Genomic DNA, 19703 nt, shown 5'->3' with positions numbered 1-19703 from the left:
CCACCCTAGCCTCGTGTCACCCCCGCGTCCGCTACCCCGGCTCGGCCAGGGCGAAGGCCGTGTTGACCAGTGCCACGTGGCTGAACGCCTGTGGCGTGTTGCCGAGTTGGCGCCTGGAGCGCGGATCCCACTCCTCGGAGAGCAGTCCGAGGTCGTTGGCGAGTCCGACCACCCGCGCGAACAGTGTCCGCGCCTCGTCCCGGCGTCCCGTCGCGACAAGCGCGTCGGCGAGCCAGAACGAGCAGGCCAGGAAGGCTCCTTCGCCGCCCGGCAGCCCGTCGCCGTGGTACCCGGCCCGGTAACGGTGCACCAGTCCGCCGTGGCCGAGTTCGTCACGGACGGCGTCCACGGTGCGCACCACCCGGGGGTCGTCCGGCGGGAGGAAACCGCTCTTGAGTACGAACAGGGTCGCCGCGTCCAGCCCCCGCCCGCCGTAGTGCTGGACGAACACGCCGCGCTGGCGGTCGTAGCCCTGTTCGCAGACGTCGGCGTGGATGTCGTCGCGCAGCGCCCGCCAGCGGTCGACCGGGGCGGGCAGTCCGGTGGCCTCGGCGAGCCGGACGGCACGGTCGGCGGCCACCCAGCACATGACCTTGGAGTGGACGAAGTGCCGCCGCCCGCCGCGTACTTCCCACAGCCCTTCGTCCGGCTCGCGCCAGTGCCGCTCCACGTGGTCCATCAGTGAGCGCAGCAGTGTCCAGACGTGCCGCTCCATCGGGATTCCGGCCCGCAGCGCGAGGTTGAGGGTGTCCACCACCTCGCCGTAGACGTCGAGTTGGAGCTGGTCGACGGCGGCGTTGCCGAACCGGACCGGTCGCGAGCCCTCGTACCCGGGCAGCCAGTCGGCGGTGGTCTCGCCGAGCATCCGTTCCCCGGCGACCCCGTACACGGCCTGGACGTGCCTCGGCCCGCCGGCGATGGCCCGTAGCAGCCAGCGGCGCCAGGCGGCGGCCTCGTCGCGGAACCCGCCGCGCAGCAGGGCGGAGAGCGTCATCGAGGAGTCGCGCAGCCAGCAGAAGCGGTAGTCCCAGTTGCGCGCGCCGCCGATCACCTCCGGCAGGGAGGCGCTGGCCGCCGCGACGATCCCGCCGGTGGGGGCGTAGGCGAGCGCCTTGAGGGTGAGCAGTGAGCGCAGCACGGCCGAGCGCCACTCGCCCCGGTACTGGCAGCCGGCCGCCCAGCCCTGCCACTGGGCGACGGTGGCGACGAGCGCCTGTTCGGGGTCGGTGCGCGGGGCGGAGGCCAGGTGGGAGGGCTGCCAGGTGAGGACGAAGGGTACCCGGAGCCCGGTGGTGACGGTGAACTCCGAGGTGGTGACGCCGTCCAGTCCGTACGTGTGGACTCCTGCGGGCACCCGCAGCCAGGCGGAGTCGGGCCCGGCGACGGCGACCCGGTGGTGCCCGGTGCGCCGGACCCACGGGTCGATCCGGCCGTAGTTGAAGCGAAGCCGCAGCGACCCGCGCATCGGCACCGTGCCGTCGAGGCCCTCGACGATCCGGATCAGCTGCGGTTCGCGCCGGCCGCCCTGACCGCGCTGCGGCATGAAGTCGATGATCCGCACCCGCCCGCCGGCGGTCTGCCACTCGCTCTCCAGCACCAGGCTGTCGCCGCGGTAGCGGCGGGCGTGGCACTCGGCGGCGCCGGCCGGGGCGATCCGCCAGGCGCCGTGGCGCTGGTCGCCGAGGAGTCCGGCGAAGCAGCTGGGGGAGTCGAAGCGGGGCAGGCACAGCCAGTCGACCGATCCGTCCCGACCCACCAGGGCGGCGGTCTGCAGGTCGCCGATGAGGGCGTAGTCCTCGATGCCTCCGGCCATCACGCCCATTGTGGGACGCGCCGCCGCCGACCCGCGCGGCAGGAAGGCCGCCACGGGCACCCGCGCACCCGCATCCCCGCGCGACACGCCCACCCGACACGCCCGCCCGCCGGCCAGGAGCCGGGCACTCCGCTTGCACCCGTTCGGGGTGCGGAGGAGGATCTTCTGTGCTTGTAGTCTCATCTGTCACAGCGGTGTCCGTGCGGCACTGCCGCCCCATAACCGGAGTGAAGGAGTCACAGGCATGCGGCGACCGAGCTGGGTACCGGAGGGCACGGACCTGGACAAACCGAACGCCGCGCGGGTCTACGACTACTACCTCGGGGGCTCGCACAACTTCGAGGTCGACCGGGAGATGGCCCGCAAGGCGATGGCCCTGTGGCCGGAGCTGCCGCAGATCATGCGCTCCAACCGCGCCTTCCTGCGCCGCGCCGTGACCTTCCTCGCCGAGCGGGGCGTCACCCGATTCCTGGACATCGGCTCCGGCATCCCGACCTTCGGCGCGGTGCACGAGATCGCCCGCGCGATCCGCCCCGAGGCGAAGGTCGTCTACGTGGACCGCGACCCGGTCGCCGTCGCGCACAGCCGCCTGCTGATGGAGGACGACCCGGCCAGCCTCGTCGTCCAGGCCGACCTGCGCGACGTCGACGACCTGATGGGCCGCCCCGAGGTGACCGCGCTGCTGGCGGAGGGCGAGCCGGTGGCCGTGCTGCTGGTGGCCGTCGCCCACTTCGTCAGCGACGACGAGGACCCGTGGAAGCTGATCGGGGTGATCCGCGACGCCCTCCCGCCCGGCAGCGCGCTGGTGCTCTCGCACGCCTCCCTGGAGGGCCGCCCGGACCAGGCGGAGGACCACCAGAAGCTCTACAAGATGACGCCGACCCCGCTGACCATGCGCAACCACGAGCAGATCACCGCGATGTTCGCCGGCTTCGAGCTGGTCGAGCCGGGCGTGGTCTACCTGCCGCAGTGGCGCCCGGACCAGCCCGACACGGTCGGCGAGCACCCCGAGCGGATGACCGGGGTGGCGGGCGTGGGGTTCCGCCCTTGATCGGACGCGGCGCACGAGGCACCGACGGCCGCCCGCCCGGCGCGGCGGCCGCCGGGAGCGCCGCGCTGTCCGGCGCCGCCGGGAGCGCCGTGCCGCCCAGCGCCGCCGGGAGCGTCGTGCTGTCCGGCGCCGGCCGCGGCCCCGGGGTGCGCCGATGAACACCACTCCGGTTCGCGGCAGCGCCGAGCGGTTCCACGAGGACTGGGCCCGGCTGCTCTCGGCCGACCACGGCATCGCCGTCCACCCCGACCTGCTCAGCCGGCTGGTCGCGCGCACCGCCGCGCTGCTGCACCGCGCCCAGGAGGACGCGCCGTTCGAGCCGCGCCTGGCCGCGCAGGCCGGCGCCGAGCTGGTCGACGCGCACTTCACCGACCCGGTGCTGCTGGCCCGGGCCGTCGAGCTGCTCCAGGCGCAGCCGCTCGCCGACGCCCGCGGCCCCGCCCTGACCGGCTCCTTCGCGGCCGGCTGGGCCGCCGCGCTGCGTGAGCGCACGCTGCGTGAGCAGGAAGCGATCCGCACCGCCGCCGACACCGCCCGCAGGGAGGCCGAGCGGGCGCTGCGCGCTTCCGAGGCCCGGTTCCGGGCGCTGTTCGAGAGCGCGGCCATCGGCATCGGGATCGGCGACACGGACGGCAACATCCTGGCCGTCAACAAGGCCCTGCAGGAGCTGTTCGGCGCGAGCCCGGAGGACATGACCGGCCGCCGGGTCGGCGATCTCGTGCACCCGGAGGACACCCCGGGGGTCTGGGAGGCGTACGAGGAGCTGATCGGCGGCAAGCGGGACTACTTCCAGTTCGACAAGCCGTACTACCGGCAGGACGGCGAGGTGGTCTGGACGCACCTGACGGTCTCGCTGATCCGCGACGACGACGGCCGCCCGCAGTACCAGGTCGCGATGCTCGAGGACGTCACCGACCGCTACCGGCTGCAGGAGCGGCTGCGCCACCAGGCGACCCACGACCCGCTGACCGGCCTGCCCAACCGTGCGGCCTTCTTCGAGCGGCTGGAGAAGCTGTTCGAGGACCCGGAGCCGGGCGCCCGCTTCGGCCTCTGCTACGTCGACCTCGACGGCTTCAAGGTGGTCAACGACAGCCTCGGCCACGACATGGGCGACCAGCTGCTGTCCGCCGTCGCCGCCCGGTTGAAGGCGGCCCTCACCCCGCTCGGCCACCTGGTGGCCCGGCTCGGCGGGGACGAGTTCGTGGTGCTGCTGGAGAACTGCCGGGGCGAGCAGGAGGCGGTGGCCGCCGCGAAGACGGTGCTCAAGGCCCTGGCCGGGCCGGTGTTGATCGGCGATCACAAGCTGGCCGTGGGCGCGAGCGTGGGCGTGCTGGAGCGGCGGGTGTCCACGACCACCCCGGGCGCCGCGGTCCGGGCCGCCGACCTGACGCTCTACCGGGCCAAGGAGGCCGGCCGCGGCCGCTGGACGCTGTTCGACCCCAAGGAGAATGCCCGCGCGGTCAGCCGCTACGCGGTGTCGGTGCGGATGCCCGCCGCCCTCGACCGGGGCGAGTTCTTCGTCGACTACCAGCCGCTCTACCGGCTCGAGGACGGCCGACTGGCCGCCGCGGAGGCGCTGGTGCGCTGGCGTCACCCGCAACTCGGCGTCCTCGGCCCGGACGAGTTCGTGACCACGGCCGAGGAGACCGGGCTGATCATGCCGCTCGGCCGCTGGGTGCTGGAGCAGGCGTGCGGGCAGGCGGCGGACTGGATCAAGCGCTTCGGTGACGCCGCGCCGCAACTGAACGTCAACCTGGCCGTGCGTCAGGCGCGCAGCTCCGCGCTGGTCTCCGACCTCGCCCGGATCCTCGACGACACCGGTCTGGACCCGGCCCGGCTCCAGCTGGAGATCACCGAGTCGACGGTGGTCGGGCCCGAGGACGAGGCGCTGCGCACCCTGCACGGGCTGGTCGACCTCGGGGTGTCGCTGGCCGTGGACGACTTCGGCACCGGCTGGTCCAACCTCGCGTACCTGCGCGACCTGCCGGTCTCCGGGCTGAAGATCGCCGGGTCCTTCGTGGGCGACCTGCACGAACCGGGCAAGGACGAGTCCACCGGGTGGCGGATCGTCAGCGGTCTGGTGTCGATGGCCCACGCGCTCGGGCTGACCGTCACCGCCGAGGGCGTGGAGACCCGCAGGGACGCCGAGCGGCTGCGGACCATCGGCTGCGACTGGGCGCAGGGCTGGCACTTCGGGCGCCCGGTGCGGCCGGCCGAGATCGCCCGCCGGATCGCGGAGGAGCCGCACGGCCGTCCCGTCGAGGGGTGAGCTCCGCCGGAGGCGCTGCGAGGTAGGTCGCTGCGAGGTGAGGCGCTGCGGGTGCGGAGAAGGATGGTGACAAAGCGTTACCGCACGTCATGGGAAGTTACGGTAAAAATCGGACAAAGACCCCTTGACGTGACTGTCCGTACCGACAGACGATGAGGCCCTGGCATAGCCCGCACCCGTAGGTGCGGTAGTCCATCAGCCAGTTCGTACGACCGGCGCCCGAGGCGCCGGGAGGGCCCGGCGGTGCGCACCCCCCACACGGCCGCCACAGCGCCCTCAACGTTTCGGCAGCCCCTCGACGGGCTTCCCTCCGGGCTCGGCCCGCGCGTATCCGTCCGCGCCCGCCGCCCGTTCGTCACACCGCAAGGGCCGCGCCGTGCCCGGCGCCTGCCCCCGCCTCCCCCCGAGAGGCCGCTCACGATGAGCCCCACCCTGCCCCCCGATGCCGTCCGGTACCCCGACGTCGTCCGGTACCCCTATGCCGGACGGCCCCCCGACCTCAACGGGGACCGCCACCCGCGCCGCCGCGCCGAGGACCGCGTCACCGTGCACCGCCCGATGCGCCGGGCCGGCGACGGCGTCGCCACCACCCACACGGTCAGCCTGGTCGTCCCCGCCCAGAACGAGGCCCGCAACATCGCCTGGGTCTTCGAGCAGATCCCACGCTGCGTCGACGAGGTCATCCTGGTCGACGGCGCGTCCGACGACGCGACCGTCCCGATGGCCCGACACTGCCTGCCGACCGTCCGCAGCGTCCAGCAGAGCGGCCCCGGCAAGGGCAACGCGCTGCGTACCGGGTTCGCCGCAGCCGCCGGCGAGTACATCGTCATGATGGACGCCGACGGCTCCATGTGGCCCGGCGAGATCCCCCACTACCTGCACTTCCTCGACCACGGCTTCGACTTCGTCAAGGGCTCGCGCTGCATCGCCGGCGGCGGTTCGCTGGACCTCACCAGGATCCGCTCGCTCGGCAACCGGGCCCTGCTCGCCGTCGTCAACCGCGTCTACGACGCGCGCCTCACCGACCTGTGCTACGGCTACTGCGCCTTCCGCCGTTCCTTCCTGGACGCGCTCGACCTGCGCTCCACCGGCTTCGAGATCGAGGCCGAGATGGTCGCGCACGCGTTGCGCTCCGGGCTGCGGATCGCCGAAGTGCCGAGCCTGGAGCTCCCCCGCCGCAGCGGCCGATCCCACCTGCACGCCGTCTCCGACGGCCGCCGGGTGCTGAGGACCCTGATTGCCGAGCGTCCCGGCGCCCGGCCCTCGGCGGCCGTCCCCGCAGGGGAGAACCGATGAGTGGCACCGACCGGCGCACCGCAGCAGCCTGCCCGCGCCCCGCCGCCCGCGACTCGCTCCGCACCCCCGTCCGTGTCGTCGAACTGGACCTGGACGAGCCCGGCGAGTTGCGCTCGCCCGGCGGTCTCGGGGCCGGCGACCCGGCCGGCCGCGTGCTGGCGTTGGTGCGGCTGCACGGACACCCGCTCGGCTTGGTCACGGCCACCGGAGCAGCGGGCGAGAGCGCCGCGCTGCGCCGGGCGCTGGTCGACGCCGCCCACCGGGAACTGCGTGTTCCCGCTCTGTCCACCGCGACACCCGCGGCGCGCCCCGGTCGGGTCGGGCGCGCCCGGGTGCCTGCGGGCCCGGTCACGGTCAGCGTGGTCGTCGCCACCCACAACCGGGTGGGTCTGCTGCGACTCTGCCTCGACTCCCTGCTGCGGAACGGCTATCCGCACTTCGAGGTCATCGTCGTGGACAACGCCCCCGCCGACGACGCCGCCGAACGGCTGATCCGTGACCGGTACCGGGGCCGGGTCCGCTACCTGCGCGAGCCGGTGGCGGGCCTGGCCCGGGCCCACAACACCGGGCTCGCCGCCGCCACCGGCGAGATCACCGCCTTCACCGACGACGACACCCTCGCCGACCCCGGCTGGATCGAGGCGCTCGCCCAGACCTTCGCCGAGGACGAGCGGATCGGCTGCGTCACCGGCCTGATCCTGCCCGCCGAGCTCGACACCCCCGCCCAGGTCGCGCTGGAGCACCAGGGCTGCTTCGCCAAGGGATTCGCTGCCCGCACCTGGACCCTCGCCGACCGGCACACCGACCCGCTCTTCCCGTTCGCCGCCGGCCGCTTCGGCTCCGGGGCCAACATGGCCTTCCGCACCGCGCGCCTGCGCGCCCTCGGTGGCTTCGACCCCGCCACCGGCACCGGCACCCCGGCCCGCGGCGGCGACGACCTGCTCGCCTTCTTCCGCATCCTGATGGCCGGCCAGGCCCTCGCCTACGCGCCCGACGCCATCGTCTGGCACCGCCACCGGCGCACCATGGACGCGGTGCCCGCCCAGGCCTTCGGCTACGGAGCCGGCTTCGGCGCCTACCTCACGGCGGCCCTGCACCACGAACCCGCCATGCTGCCCGCCCTGCTGCGCCGCCTGCCCGGCGGCCTCCGCTACGCGGCCCACCGCGCCCGCACCCGGCCGGACCCCGGTGGTGCGGCGGGCCGCTGCCCGACCTGGCGCCTGGCCCGACTGGAGCTCCAGGGGCTGCTGTACGGTCCGGTCGGGTACGCGCGCAGCGTCCGCCGCGCCCGGGCCGGCGCACGGGTGACAGGGTGAGCCCGCCGTGTCCGCGCCCACCAAGCCCACCACGTCCGCGACGCCCGTGACGCCCACCGCGGCGCCCACCGCGGCGCCCACCGTGACGTACGCCACGGCGCCCGACCGGGGCAGCCGGCCCTGCTCCTGTCCGCTGCCGCTGCCCTGCGAGTGCTCGTACGCCACCCTGCTGCGGGCCCGGCTGCGGGCGGCCACCGCCGGTGAGCCGCTGCTGCGCAACGGCCATGTGCTGACCGCCAGTTCGATCGTCACCGCCGGCCTCGGCGCGGTCTTCTGGATGCTCGCCACCCGCTGGTACGGCGCGCAGTACGTCGGCCTCGGCTACGCCGTGCTCTCGGCGGCGACGCTGCTCTCCGAAGTGGGCCAGCTCAACCTCGCCGACGTCCTGGTCCGCTTCCTGCCCGCCGCCGGCCGGCGTACCCGCGGCCTGCTGATCCGCTGCTACCTGGTCGCCACGGCCGCCAACATCGTGGTCGGCGGCGTCTTCATCGGGCTGGTGCCCGTGATCGCCCCGGGCCTCGGCTTCCTGCGCAGCCCGGCGCCCGCCGTCGCCTTCGTCGCCATGACCGCGGGCTACACGCTCTTCGTCCTCCAGGACGGCGCGCTGACCGGCCTCCGCCGGCCCGGCTGGGTCCTCGGCGAGAACGCGCTGTTCGCGGCCGTCAAGATCGTGCTGCTGGCCGCTCTCGCGGGCTGGGCGCTGCACGTGGGGATCGTGCTCGCCTGGGCCGGGGCCCTGCTGGTCGCCCTCGCCGTCGCCAACCTGCTGCTGTTCCGCCGACTGCTCCCCGGGGTCACCGGCCGGGACGGCTCAGCCAGCCCAGCCAGCCCAGGCGGCTCAGGCGGCTCAGACGGCCCGGACGGCCCGGACGGCCCGGCCGCGCCCCGGCTCGCCCGCTACGCGACCGCGGACTACGTCGGCGCCCTGCTGCGGCTGGCCGCCGCCACCGTCGTGCCGCTGTACGTGCTGAACACCCTCGGGCCGGAGCAGATCGCCTACTACTCGCTCCCCTGGGTGATCGCGTACACCTTCTACCTCGTGGCCCTCAACATGGGCAGCTCACTGATCGTCGAGGCCGCGCGGGCCCCCGGGCGGCTCGCCGAGCACGGACGCCGGGTGCTGCGGCACGCCGGCGCCCTGATCGCGGCCGGCGTGCTCGTCACCGTCGTGGCCGCGCCGTGGCTGCTGTCCTGGTTCGGCGACGAGTACGACGACCACGGCACCGCCGTGCTGCGCCTGCTGGCCCTGTCCGCCCTGCCGAACCTGCTGGTCAGCGTCGCCGTCGACACGGCCCGGGCCCGGCAGCGACTGGGCCTGATCATCGGCCTGCAAGGGGCCTACTGCGCTCTGGTCCTCGGCCTGACGGCCTGGCTGCTGCCGCGGTTCGGCCTCGTCGGCGTCGGCCTGGCCTGGCTGATCGCGGCCACCGTGCTCGCCGTCCCGCTGCTGTGCACCCTGCCGCGCTGGCTTCCGACCCCCGAACGGAGAGGGCCGTGAACACCCCGGGACTGTCCGTCATCGTCTGCGCCTACACCCTCGACCGCTGGGACGACCTGCGCGCCGCGATCGGCTCGCTGCACGCCCAGCACCGGCCCCCCGACGAGATCCTGCTGGTCTGCGACCACTGCCCGGAGCTCGCCCGCCGGGCCAGGGCGGCGTTCCCCGGTGTCCGCGTGCTGTCCAACCGCCACCGCAACGGCCTCTCCGGCGCCCGCAACACCGGCGTCGCCGCCGCCGGGTGCGAGGTCGTCGCCTTCCTCGACGACGACGCCGCCGCGGAGCCGGACTGGACCACCCACCTGCTCGCCCCCTACCGGGACCCGGACGTGTACGGGGTCGGCGGCCTCGTCGTGCCGCGCTGGGACGACGGCCGTCCGTCCTGGTTCCCGGCCGAGTTCGACTGGGTGGTCGGCTGCTCCTACCGCGGCCTGCCCGAGCACCGGACCACCGTGCGGAACTTCATCGGCGCCAACATGTCCTTCCGCCGCGCCGAGCTCCTCGCCGCCGGCGGCTTCCGCACGGACCTCGGACGCGTCGGCACCCGCCCGCTCGGCTGCGAGGAGACCGAACTGTGCCTGCGTCTGGCCGAACGGCACCCCCGGGCCCTCCTGCTCTACGAGCCCGCCGCCGCCGTCCGCCACCACGTCCCGGCGGGCCGGGCCACCTGGGCCTACTACCGTGCCCGCTGCTACGCCGAGGGCCGCTCCAAGGCCGTCGTGGCCCGGCACAGCGGCGCCCGGGCGGCGCTCGCGAGCGAGCGCCGCTACCTGGCCTCGACCGTCCCGGCCGCCCTGGCCCGCTGTCTGCGGCCCGCCGCCGCCGATCCGCGCGAACTCCTCGCCCTGGCCGGGGGCGTGGCGTTCACCGTGCTCGGTTACGGCGTCGGACGGCTCACCGCCGCGTGGTCCGCCCGGTCCTGGGCCCGCCCGGACGGAGAGGTGAGCCCGGCGGTCGCGGGGGGCGCGCCATGACCCCCGTGCCGGTACTGCTCTACCACTCCGTCTCCGACGACCCGCCCGACTGGATCGCCCGCTACACGGTGACCCCCCGGGTCTTCGCCGAGCAGCTCGACCGGCTGCTGGCCGGGGGACGCAGCGTCATCCCGCTGCGCCGGCTGGTCTCGGCGCTGCGCGGCGGACCCCCGCTTCCGGAGCGCTGCGCGGTGCTCACCTTCGACGACGGGTTCGCCGACTTCTACTGGACGGTCGCCCCGATGCTGAGCGAACGGGACCTGTCGGCCACCCTGTTCGTCACCACGGGGGCCGTGCACATCCCCGGACACCCGGGTCAGGGCAGCCGGCTGCCGCCGGCTCCGATGCTGACCTGGCGCCAGGTCGCCACCCTCGACGCCCTCGGCGTCGAGATCGGCGGCCACACCCGCACCCACCCCCAGCTGGACACGCAGCGCGGCCGGCAGGTCTGGGAGGAGGTCAGGGGCTGCAAGTGGGAGCTGGAGAACGCGGTGGGCCACCAGGTCACCGCGTTCGCCTACCCCCACGGCTATTCGAGCGTCCCGGTGCGCCGCAAGGTCCAGAAGGCCGGCTGGACGTCCGCCTGCGCGGTCGGCAACGCCTTCAGCTCGGAGGGGGACGAGCCGTTGCGGATCTCCCGGCTGATGGTCCGCGCGGACACCTCGGTCGAGGTCTTCCAGGGCTGGGTGGACGGCGGTGGCGCCCCGGTGGCGCCGTACCCGGAGCGGCTGCGGACCAGGGGGTGGCGGGCGTTCCGCCGTGGCCGGGCCGCGTTCGGCCGTCCGGTGGGCGGGCCGCCGTCGGCCTGAACGCGCGTGGTCCGCGACAGCGGCTCGGTCCTGCCGGATTCAGCGCTGTCGGATTCGGCGCTGCCGGGCTCGATGGTGTCGGATTCGGCGCTGCCGGATCAGTGCTGCCAGACCTGGACCCAGTCCACCGTCATCCGCGCCGAGGTGACGTCCTGCGGCGGTGAACTCGGGTACCCGACGGCCAGGTTGAGCAGCAGCTCCATCGGGACGTCCGGGACCTTGTCGGGATCCGTCACCTGGTAGCGCTGGACGCCGTCGACGTACCAGGTGAGCGAGTTGCTCTCCCAGTCGAGCGCGAACACGTGGTAGCCCGCCGGGAAGTTCTCCGGGCCGTACCGCTCCCACTGGTCCAGGTCCTCGCCGTTCGGCCCGGCGTGGTGCAGGGTCATCTGGACGTACTGGGTGGTCGAGATGAACTCCGCGACGTCGAGCTCCGGCGGGGTGGTGCGGGAGGCGGGGAGGAGCCAGAACGCCGGGAACATGCCGGCCTCGGGCGGGATGCGCACCGCGGCGGCGAAGTACCCGTGGGTGAAGGTGTGCCGCGGCTGCCCGTTCCAGGAGTCCCGGCCGGTGGAGACCATGCCCGAGGTCCACGGGTAGCTCTTGCCGTCGCTGCCCGTGGTGGGCGACCTGTTCGCGGTCAGCGCCAGGCTGCCGCCGCCCACCGTCACCTGCTGCGGGCGGTACCACTCCAGCTCGTGGTTGCCGGCGTTGGTGCAGCCGTCCTGGTTCCAGTCGTAGCAGGTGGTCCACTTGGCGGGGTCGAGCCGGTCGCCGTCGAAGGCGTCGTTGAAGACCAGGTGCCAGGAGCCGGGCGCCACCGGGGCCGCCGGACCCGCGTCGGGGCCGGCCGATCCGCCGCCGCCGCTGTCCGTGGCCGGCGGCGCCGTGGTGGTGCCGCCGGTGCACGCCGCGACCAGGAGCAGACCCGCCACGGCGGCCCCGCCCGCCCCCCGCCGCCTGCGCCGGTGCTTCGTGGTCCGGCCTTTCGAGGGCGGGTCTTTCGAGGCCGGGTCCGTGGCGTCCGGCGTGCTCCGCTTCCGGGCCCGCGCGCCGCGCCCCGGGGGCCGACCGCCGCGCGGCAGGCACAGCGGCAGCGCCAACAGCGTGGTGGCGCCGGCCGTCGCGGCCAGCGCCCAGCCGCTGATGAACCCGCCGGTCAGGTAGAAGGCCATGGTGATCACCGTGTCGATGGCCAGGCTCAGCGCCACCGTCAGCACCCAGGCCTCCAGCCTCCCCATCGGCGCGCCGCTCGCGGCCAGCCGCGGTCGGGCCGAGCGCACCGCCGCCAGCCCCGGGCAGCAGAGCAGGAACACACTGCTCACCGCCACCCGCACGGGGTTGGCGTCGGCCAGCGTGTAGACGGCGAGGGCCACCCAGCCGGAGAGGGCCAGCGCCCAGCCGATCCGGGCGTCGTTCACGGACGGGTTGCCGTTCATGGGCCGCCTCCTGGCTGGACGTGGACGGAGGCCTGCCCGGGGGGCTGGACGGGCGGCGGGGCGGGCGATCGGGCGGGGGGCCGGCCGAGGCCGGGGGCCTGGGTGGGCAGCGGGTTGGGGACGAACCGGTAGACCACGGCGTCGGCGTTGCCGTAGACGAGCTCGAAGCCGGGGGTCCGGGCGAGCACGTCGGTCAGTCGGTCCACCGTGTCGGCGGGCAGCAGGCCGGTGAGCGAGCACTCGGCGGCCTGGGCCCGGCTCAGGACCACGTACGCGGGCACACCCGGATGGGTGAAGCTGACCGCGGCCTCCAGTCCGCCCAGCGGATCCTCCGTCAACAGCTCCCTGGTCTGCCCCGTCGTCTCGACCAGCCGCACCTCGGGGTGGTCCTCGTAGTGGTTGTAGATCCCCGGCACAGCCCCGGTCACGGACACCACCACCGAGTACGGTGGCGCGGCCGCGAACAACTGCTTCGTCGCGGCGACCTCACGGTCGGTGAACCAGTTCATCCGCTCCTTGCTGTCGTAGCCGAAGAACAGGCCGCCCAGCAGGGCCAGCAACAGGACCAGCGAACAGGCCGACCGCAGCCGCGGCCGAGGCGTGGGCCGCAGGACGAGCGCGGCGAGCAGGAACGCGCAGGCGGGCAGCGCGAACAGGTAGGCGCGGAAGAGCATCTCGCCGCCGTAGCTGTTGGCCGCCAACAGCGGCAGCGGGGCCAGCGCGAGGTACGGCAGCGGGGTACGCCGGACCCAGGGGCGGCGGACGAAGCAGATCACCGCCAGCAGGACCACCGCCGCCGACAGCCCCCGGTCGATCCAGCCGACCATCAGCTGGTCCGGCGAGACCACCCCGAGGTTGGCGAACCCGGAGGTGACGTTGGAGTCCGGGGTGGTGAGCGCCCGGGCGAACTGGCCGAGGTTGGCCGACAGGTACGGGCGGGCCACCGTGGCGTCCCACACCACCGTCATCGCCACCGCGGCCAGCAGCGGCGGCAGGACCACCCGCCGGTTGCCGCGCGGCACCGCCAGCGCGGCCAGCGAGCTGATCAGCATCAGCGGGGTGAGCTGGTGCGAGCAGATGATCGCGGCCTCCAGCACCAGGACCATCGGCAGCCGGACCGGCCCCCATCCGCCGGCCTGGACGCCGCGGTCCGCCGCCCCGGGCGCCGCGGACCGGTGCGACCCGCCGGGCGGGCCCGGGCCGGGCGTGCGGGGGACGGGCCGGTCGGGCAGCCGGTGGACCACCGAGGCGATCACCGCGAGGTACAGCACCAGCGCGAACGCCTGCGGGGAGAAGTAGTCCTGGCCGACCCAGGAACAGGAGAAGTAGACCCAGACCGCCCCCCAGACCAGCGTTCGGTCGGAGCTGATCGCCCGGTAGAGCAGCAGCAGCGGGGCCAGCAGCAGCGCGTTGAACAGCGGTGGGCCCCAGCTCGCGTACCCGAGCGCCGAGTGCAGGCCGGTGGCCCGCAGCAGCAGGCCGTTGACGATGAAGAACCCGGGCCACTGGTTGTACGGGTCCAGCAGGCCGGCGTGCGGGACGGGGCCGCCGTGGCGGAGCATCGCGTCGATCACCGCGACGTGCTTCCAGGCCCAGGGGTACCGCAGGTTGGCGTAGAGCAGGGTGGGCGTGGCGTGGATGACCGCGATCAGGCCCAGGACGTAGGAGACGAGCCACCAGGAACCGAGGCTGCGGTCCCGCAGGGCGAGCACGAAGCCCGCGGTCAGCAGGCCCGCCGCGACCCAGTAGAGGACGGGCAGCACCTGCAGCAGGCCGAGGTCGCCCATCCGGGCCAGGTCGACGTTGCGCAGCGACACCAGCCAGATGACCAGGGAGACCGGCAGCAGTACGCGGGGCGCCAGGGTGGGCAGGCGGGCGTACCACCGGGGGCGGCTTCCCGCCGACCCGGTGGGCGGGCGCGGCCTCGGCGCCGACAGCGGCGTCACGGCCGGGTTGCCGGCCATGTGGCGGCCTCCTTCAGGAGCGGGGTCACGTTGCGGGCCACCCACCAATGGCTGCGTGCGTAGCGGGGGGACTTGGTGACGTTCGAGACGATGTGCCACAGCCAGGTCAGCAGCGGCAGCACGGCGCCGTCCGGCGATCCGGCCGGGCCGCCCCGGCGCAGGTCCACCAGGTCGGCGCGGGTGCCGGCGATCAGGGCGAGGTCCGGGCCGGGCAGCGCCCCGCGGCGCACCACCTCGCGGACGGTGCTTCCGAGTTGGCGGCCCTCGCGGCGGCAGATCAGCGCGAGCACGAAGGTGTAGGCGTCGATGGCGCAGGGGCCGTCCGGCCGGGCCCCGCCCCAGTCGATCACACCGGTGACCCGGCCGCCCCGCTCGTCGAGCAGGACGTTGCCCGCGTGGAAGTCGGCGTGCGTCCAGGCGACGGTGGTATCGGTGCCGGCCAGGCCGGCACGCAGCCGGGCGCGGACGCCGGCCAGTCCGGCGGTCCCGGTTCCGGTCCGGCACCAGGGGATGCCGGTGCCGAGCACGTCCAGCGGATCGTCCACCCAGGCCGCCAGCCGCTCGGTGGCGGTCTCGGTTCGTCCGGTGGCCCGGTGCAGTCCGGCAATGGCCGTGAGCGCGCGCTCGGCGACCTCGCCGTCCAAGCCGGGGTCCTCCCGCAGCAGCCGGTCGGCGGTGGTCCCGGGCAGCCAGCTCTCGGTGATCAGCGGCAGGGGTCCGGTCAGTTCCCGGCGGACCGGGACCGGGACGAGGGCGCGCCAGGCGCCGAGCCGGTCGTCGGCGGCCAGCGTCTCCAGCACCCGCCACTCGTGGTCGAGCGAGGCGACCGCGTGGCTGTTCCGGGCGTGCTTGACCGCCAGCCGGGCCCGGCCGGGGGTGTCGCGGGTGGTGCCGCCCGGCATGCTGCCCGTGGTGTCGCCCGGCGTGTTGCCCGTGGTGTCGCCCGGCGGGTCGAGGGAGAGCACCAGGACGTCGGCCAGTCCGGGGGCCCCGGGCCGCAGCGTGCAGCCGTCGTCCAGACCCAGCCGGCGGGCGATCCGGCGGGCTTTCCACCCGTCGGTGACGCGGTATACCGGCCGGGGGCTGCGCAGCGGCAGCAGGGCCCGGGGGGAGGGCGGCAGCGGGTCGTACCGGCGGGCGGCGGCCAGCAGGGACCGGACCCGCGACCTGGGCGGCTCGGGGGCGCGGTCCAGCCGCTGCACCGCGCGGCTCATCTGGTCGGGCCCCGGCGAGTCGGCGCGGCCGCAGCGCTGTGCGCGGCCCGGACGGCACGGACGGTGCGGACGCTACGGGCGGTCGGTGAGGTCTCTGAGGTCTCTGAGGTCTGTGCGGCCTGTGATGCCCGCGCGGCCGGTGCGCTGCGGGCGGCTTGTGCGGCCCGGACGGCGAGGCGGGCGAGGCGCAGCGGCGCCCCGGCCCGGCCGGCCTCCGGTACGGCCAGGAGGGCGAGCAGTGCGCGGGCGTCGGCGGGCGGGCGCGGCGCCCGGCAGAGCCGGCAGGCGCCCGGCCGGTGCCCGAGCAGACCGCCCACCGCGTCGGCGAGCCCGGCCTGGTAGGCGTGCCGGGCCACCGGAACACCCGAGGCCCGGACCGCCGGCTCCGCGTTGGCCGGAGCGGTGCCGCGTCGGGCCCAGCCGAGCAGGCCCACGTCGGCGACGCCGTCCCCGACCGCCAGCGCGGGCGGGCCGCCGTCCCCGAGCCGGGCCAGCAGGGCGCGCGTTCCGGCCAGCTTCCCGGCGCCGCGCGGGACGAAGTCGGTCTGGGCCTGGCCCGGCACGGTTTCGAAGAGCTCGCCGAACGGCGCCTCGCCGAGGAGGGCGGCGACGACCTCCGGAGCCAGTGCGTGCCGTCGGCCGTTCTCCGGCGCGCGGACGGAGGCGCGCACGCACCAGCGGGCGAGCGGGTCGGTGACGGCGGGCGGGTCCAGGGCGCCCAGCCGGCCGCGCAGCCCGCCGTCACCGATCCGGCGGCGCCCGTCGTCGAGCAGGACCTCGGTGGTGCCGGCCACCGCGTCGACCAGGACCGCCCCGTACTCGGCGACCCCGCCGGGCAGCCGGTAGGCGGCGCAGCGGTCCGCGACCTCGGGGGCGGAGCGCCCGGTGGCGATCACCGTGCGGTAGCCGTGGGCGCGCAGCGCGCGGAGCGCCAGCATGCCCGCGGGGGCGGACGCGGGGAAGCCGAGGACGTCGGACTCCAGGACACCGTCCAGGTCGAGGACGCAGCACGGACCCCGGGGCTCGGCGTCCAGATCCGCGAGGTAGAGGCCGGCGAGGAACCGCTGCACCGCGCGGGCCTGGGCCCGCCGGGCATCGGCCCGGGTCCGTTCGGAGGGCGGCCGACCGTCCTGGAGGGCGGCGTGCCGGGCCTGGACCAGCCGCAGCAGGCACCACCGGGCGGCGGACACCTCCTCCCCGGTGAGCCGGCGGTACTCGATGAGCAGCTCGGTGTCGTCGTCGTCCGGCGCCGACCGGGCCTGCGCGTCGTCCGGACCGGTTGCGCCGGCGAGGTGACAGGCGGCGAGGTCGTAGGCGGCGTCGTAGCTGGCGAGGTTGAGGTGGCCGAAGGCCCCGTCGGCGTAGGCGGTCTTCCACCAGCCGCCGGCGCCGTCGGGCATCCAGCGATGGCGCGCGGTGAGGCCGTCGGTCACACAGGGGCGGCCGGAGGCCAGCAGGGTGCGGGTCAGCGGGTCCAGCAGGACCGGGCGCAGCACGGTGTGCAGCCGTCCGAAGACGGGCGCGAGCTGGCGGGCGGAGGCTTCCCAGACCGGGTCGCGCCCGGCCAGCCACAGGCTCCGGTCGGCGGGTACGGCCAGCACCCGCTGCCGGGCGGCCACGTACCGGGCGACCTCCGCGGACGGGACGCTCTGCCCGTCCGCCGGTTCGCGCGCCGGTCTGTCCGCTGGTCCGTCCGCTGGTCCGTTCTCCGGTCGGGGGCGGACCAGCACGCCGCCGGCGAAGCCGAGCGGTTCCGGGACCAGCCCGGCGAGCGCCCCGGCCACCGCCGGCGCGTACGCCCCGAAGTAGCCGACGCCGGTCCACTCGGCGAGCAGCGGCAGGCTCCGGACGCCGCCGTCCGGCTCGGCCACGCGGGCCGAGCACGGCACGGACAGGTGGCCGTGGCGGGAGAGGGGCCCCGGGGCGCCGACCGTCAGGTCCAGCAGCCGCTGCCCGGGCGGCAGCAGCCGGGCCAGCAGCGGGGCCAGGGCCTCGGGGGCGAGCAGCGTCCGGACGTGCCAGTCACGGCCCGGCAGCGTCACGCACGGCAGACCGCGCAGGGCCGGAGGCAGTTCGCCGGCGTCGTCGAAGGTCGCGAGGACCGGGACGGCTGCCGCGGCCTCGAAGCCGCGGCGGACCGCCGATGCGGCGAGGCCCGCCAGGGAGCCGCCGGTCACCGGCGGGTCGTCGACGAGCAGGACCAGGCCGGCCCTGCGCCGGAGGTCGCGCACCAGCGCCGTCCGCCCCGGCACCAGCGCCGAGCCCGGACGGGTGGTGCCGACCGTCACCGACCGGTGGCCGAGCCGTCGCAGTTCCGCCGCGAGCAGGGGTGCGAGGTAGCTGCCCGAGGTGCGCACGCCCAGGACCAGCACCGGGCGGTTCCGGTCCGGGTGGCGGGCGGTGACCAGCCGGGCCAGTGCGGCGCAGTCCTGCGGGTGCTGGTCGAAGCTGCGGAAGCAGGCGGGCGGGCGCTGCACCGCCCCGGCGAGCAGCCGGCGAGCCCCGGGCAGCCGGGCCAGCCCGGCCACCGCGGCGGCCAGTTCGGCGTGCGGGTCCCCAGCCACCGGGCCCGGGTGGAGCGCCCGCAGGGCGAGGCGGTCGCGCACTGCGGCCATTCCGTCGCACCAGGCACGCAGGCCGCGCGCCGGCGGGGCGGCCAGCCATAGCCCGGTCGCCGCCCGCAGCCCGCCCCGGGCCGCCCCGACCGCGCCGGGCCGGCCGCTCTTCGCCAGGTGCTCCACCAGCCGACGGGGCCGCCACGCGGTGCCCTCCAGCACGTCCTCGACCACTTGGACCAGTCCGGCGCTCACCAGGAAGGCGTCCGGCCACTGTCCATCCGCGGCGCACCCGAGCAGGCGGTCGGTCAGTTCCGGCACCGTGAGGTGCAGGTCCACCGGTGCTCGCGCTCCGTCGCCCGCCGCGGTCTGCGCATCGTTCATTCGTGGACTCCCGTGAGCTCCCGAGGGAGGAGACAGCGCCCCCGGGGCCGTGCAGTCGCTATTCCTTCCCACTCTAGGCATCCGGCGCCCCGGCTGCCCCCTGGGTCATCCGGAGACGTTGCCGCTCCCGCTCCGGGCGGCCAGGCTGGATGGTGTGACCACTGTGGGCAGCCGGAGCCCCGGGCGCCGCCGCCGTACGGGCGGGGCGGCCGGAGCGGCGGTGGCCGTCTTCGTCCTGCTGGTGACGGGGTGCGCGGCCCCGGGCGGCTCCGCCGGCTCCGCGCCCTCCGCGATGTCCGTGCCCTCGGCGACGTCCGGGCCCTCCACGACGTCCGTGCCCGGCGCGGCCGCAGTGCCGCGCCCCGACCACGTCGTGGTGGTGGTCGAGGAGAACCGGTCGTACTCCGACGTCATCGGAAGGACGGCCGAGGCGCCGTTCATCAACCAGCTCGCCGGGCAGGGCGCGAGCTTCACCGGCTCGTTCGCCGTGACGCACCCGAGCCAGCCCAACTACCTGGCCCTCTTCTCCGGTTCGGTGCAGGGCGTCACCGACGACTCCTGCCCGAAGACCTTCTCCGCGGCCAACCTCGGCTCCGCGCTGCTCACCGCGGGCCTCACCTTCGCCGGGTACTCCGAAGGCCTGCCGAGCGCCGGCTACACCGGCTGCGACAGCGGCGGGTACGCCCGCAGGCACAATCCGTGGGTGGACTTCGCCGCCCTGCCGTCCGAGGTCAACCTGCCGTTCTCCGCCTTCCCGCACGACTACGCCGCGCTGCCCACCCTGTCGTTCGTCGTGCCGGACCTCACCCACGACATGCACGACGGCTCCGTCCAGCAGGGCGACACCTGGCTGCGGGACAACCTGGCCGGCTACGCCGACTGGGCCCGCACCCACAACAGCCTGCTGGTGGTCACGTGGGACGAGGACGACAACGACCAGGGCAACCGGATCCCGACCGTCGTCGTCGGCGCGCAGGTCAGGCCCGGGAGCTACGACGAGCGGATCGACCACTACCGGCTGCTGCGCACCCTGGAGGACGCCTACGGCCTGCCGCCCACCGGCGCCGCCGCGGACGCCGCGCCGATCGGGGACATCTGGTCGCGGGGCGGATAACGGCTTG

General features: G+C 75.2%; 14 protein-coding genes. 9 read left to right on the top strand and 5 right to left on the bottom strand.

What is annotated here, in order from left to right; genetic code table 11:
* Positions 1–31: 31 nt before the first annotated feature.
* Positions 32–1813, bottom strand: coding sequence for a glycoside hydrolase family 15 protein (locus ACZ51D_RS31765; RefSeq protein ID WP_465619853.1), 1782 nt, complete (start codon positions 1811–1813; stop codon positions 32–34).
* A gap of 244 nt (positions 1814–2057) precedes the next feature.
* Here ACZ51D_RS31765 and ACZ51D_RS31760 point away from each other — a divergent pair, with 244 nt between their 5' ends.
* The 8 genes from ACZ51D_RS31760 (at position 2058) to ACZ51D_RS31725 (ending at position 11026) form a co-directional block, all read left to right on the top strand.
* A complete protein-coding gene (locus ACZ51D_RS31760; RefSeq protein ID WP_360489873.1) occupies positions 2058–2864 on the top strand; it encodes an SAM-dependent methyltransferase in 807 nt (268 codons plus the stop codon).
* Positions 2861–3022 carry a hypothetical protein gene (locus ACZ51D_RS31755; protein ID WP_465664212.1) on the top strand — a complete coding sequence of 54 codons (162 nt, stop codon included), beginning with the start codon at positions 2861–2863 and terminating at the stop codon, positions 3020–3022. The genes ACZ51D_RS31760 and ACZ51D_RS31755 overlap by 4 nt, the downstream gene beginning before the upstream one ends.
* Positions 3019–5133, top strand: a complete 2115-nt coding sequence (locus ACZ51D_RS31750) for a putative bifunctional diguanylate cyclase/phosphodiesterase (RefSeq protein ID WP_465619856.1) — start codon at positions 3019–3021, stop codon at positions 5131–5133. Before ACZ51D_RS31755 ends, ACZ51D_RS31750 begins: the two co-directional genes overlap by 4 nt.
* Before the next feature lie 420 nt (positions 5134–5553).
* Positions 5554–6429, top strand: coding sequence for a glycosyltransferase family 2 protein (locus tag ACZ51D_RS31745; protein WP_465619858.1), 876 nt, complete (start codon positions 5554–5556; stop codon positions 6427–6429).
* Positions 6426–7745 (top strand): glycosyltransferase family 2 protein, encoded by a 1320-nt coding sequence (locus tag ACZ51D_RS31740; RefSeq protein ID WP_465664211.1) that lies wholly within the window; start codon positions 6426–6428, stop codon positions 7743–7745. Before ACZ51D_RS31745 ends, ACZ51D_RS31740 begins: the two co-directional genes overlap by 4 nt.
* A gap of 7 nt (positions 7746–7752) precedes the next feature.
* Positions 7753–9243 carry a lipopolysaccharide biosynthesis protein gene (locus ACZ51D_RS31735; RefSeq protein WP_465664210.1) on the top strand — a complete coding sequence of 497 codons (1491 nt, stop codon included), beginning with the start codon at positions 7753–7755 and terminating at the stop codon, positions 9241–9243.
* The gene (locus ACZ51D_RS31730; RefSeq protein ID WP_465619864.1) at positions 9240–10217 is read left to right on the top strand and encodes a glycosyltransferase family 2 protein; all 978 of its coding nucleotides are present in this window, start codon (positions 9240–9242) and stop codon (positions 10215–10217) included. Before ACZ51D_RS31735 ends, ACZ51D_RS31730 begins: the two co-directional genes overlap by 4 nt.
* Entirely contained in the window at positions 10214–11026 is an 813-nt protein-coding gene (locus ACZ51D_RS31725; protein ID WP_465619866.1) for a polysaccharide deacetylase family protein, read from the top strand. Before ACZ51D_RS31730 ends, ACZ51D_RS31725 begins: the two co-directional genes overlap by 4 nt.
* A 98-nt stretch (positions 11027–11124) precedes the next feature.
* Here ACZ51D_RS31725 and ACZ51D_RS31720 read toward each other — a convergent pair whose 3' ends face one another.
* Genes ACZ51D_RS31720 through ACZ51D_RS31705 form a run of 4 tightly spaced genes read right to left on the bottom strand, consistent with a single transcriptional unit; the run spans position 11125 to position 18582 of the window.
* A complete protein-coding gene (locus ACZ51D_RS31720) occupies positions 11125–12465 on the bottom strand; it encodes a glycoside hydrolase family 16 protein (RefSeq protein ID WP_465664209.1) in 1341 nt (446 codons plus the stop codon).
* Positions 12462–14429: a glycosyltransferase gene (locus ACZ51D_RS31715; protein ID WP_465619869.1), complete on the bottom strand. Its 1968-nt coding sequence runs from the start codon at positions 14427–14429 to the stop codon at positions 12462–12464. The genes ACZ51D_RS31720 and ACZ51D_RS31715 overlap by 4 nt, the downstream gene beginning before the upstream one ends.
* Positions 14408–15643 (bottom strand): phosphotransferase family protein, encoded by a 1236-nt coding sequence (locus tag ACZ51D_RS31710; RefSeq protein WP_465664208.1) that lies wholly within the window; start codon positions 15641–15643, stop codon positions 14408–14410. The genes ACZ51D_RS31715 and ACZ51D_RS31710 overlap by 22 nt, the downstream gene beginning before the upstream one ends.
* Positions 15640–18582: an HAD family hydrolase gene (locus tag ACZ51D_RS31705; RefSeq protein ID WP_465664207.1), complete on the bottom strand. Its 2943-nt coding sequence runs from the start codon at positions 18580–18582 to the stop codon at positions 15640–15642. The genes ACZ51D_RS31710 and ACZ51D_RS31705 overlap by 4 nt, the downstream gene beginning before the upstream one ends.
* A 154-nt stretch (positions 18583–18736) precedes the next feature.
* Here ACZ51D_RS31705 and ACZ51D_RS31700 point away from each other — a divergent pair, with 154 nt between their 5' ends.
* Positions 18737–19696, top strand: coding sequence for an alkaline phosphatase family protein (locus ACZ51D_RS31700; RefSeq protein WP_465664206.1), 960 nt, complete (start codon positions 18737–18739; stop codon positions 19694–19696).
* Positions 19697–19703 lie beyond the last annotated feature (7 nt).

This window comes from Kitasatospora sp. NPDC033851 (genome assembly GCF_055576085.1).
This window is presented reverse-complemented; position numbering and strand designations above follow the sequence as displayed.

Excerpts from the sequence above, each read along its gene's own strand:
- ACZ51D_RS31760 (WP_360489873.1), top strand. The coding sequence starts at position 2,058 with ATGCGGCGACCGAGCTGGGTACCGGAGGGCACGGACCTGGACAAACCG.
- ACZ51D_RS31720 (WP_465664209.1), bottom strand. The coding sequence starts at position 12,465 with ATGAACGGCAACCCGTCCGTGAACGACGCCCGGATCGGCTGGGCGCTG.
- ACZ51D_RS31710 (WP_465664208.1), bottom strand. The coding sequence starts at position 15,643 with ATGAGCCGCGCGGTGCAGCGGCTGGACCGCGCCCCCGAGCCGCCCAGG.
- ACZ51D_RS31705 (WP_465664207.1), bottom strand. The coding sequence starts at position 18,582 with ATGAACGATGCGCAGACCGCGGCGGGCGACGGAGCGCGAGCACCGGTG.
- ACZ51D_RS31715 (WP_465619869.1), bottom strand. The coding sequence starts at position 14,429 with ATGGCCGGCAACCCGGCCGTGACGCCGCTGTCGGCGCCGAGGCCGCGC.
- ACZ51D_RS31765 (WP_465619853.1), bottom strand. The coding sequence starts at position 1,813 with ATGGCCGGAGGCATCGAGGACTACGCCCTCATCGGCGACCTGCAGACC.
- ACZ51D_RS31750 (WP_465619856.1), top strand. The coding sequence starts at position 3,019 with ATGAACACCACTCCGGTTCGCGGCAGCGCCGAGCGGTTCCACGAGGAC.
- ACZ51D_RS31740 (WP_465664211.1), top strand. The coding sequence starts at position 6,426 with ATGAGTGGCACCGACCGGCGCACCGCAGCAGCCTGCCCGCGCCCCGCC.
- ACZ51D_RS31725 (WP_465619866.1), top strand. The coding sequence starts at position 10,214 with ATGACCCCCGTGCCGGTACTGCTCTACCACTCCGTCTCCGACGACCCG.
- ACZ51D_RS31745 (WP_465619858.1), top strand. The coding sequence starts at position 5,554 with ATGAGCCCCACCCTGCCCCCCGATGCCGTCCGGTACCCCGACGTCGTC.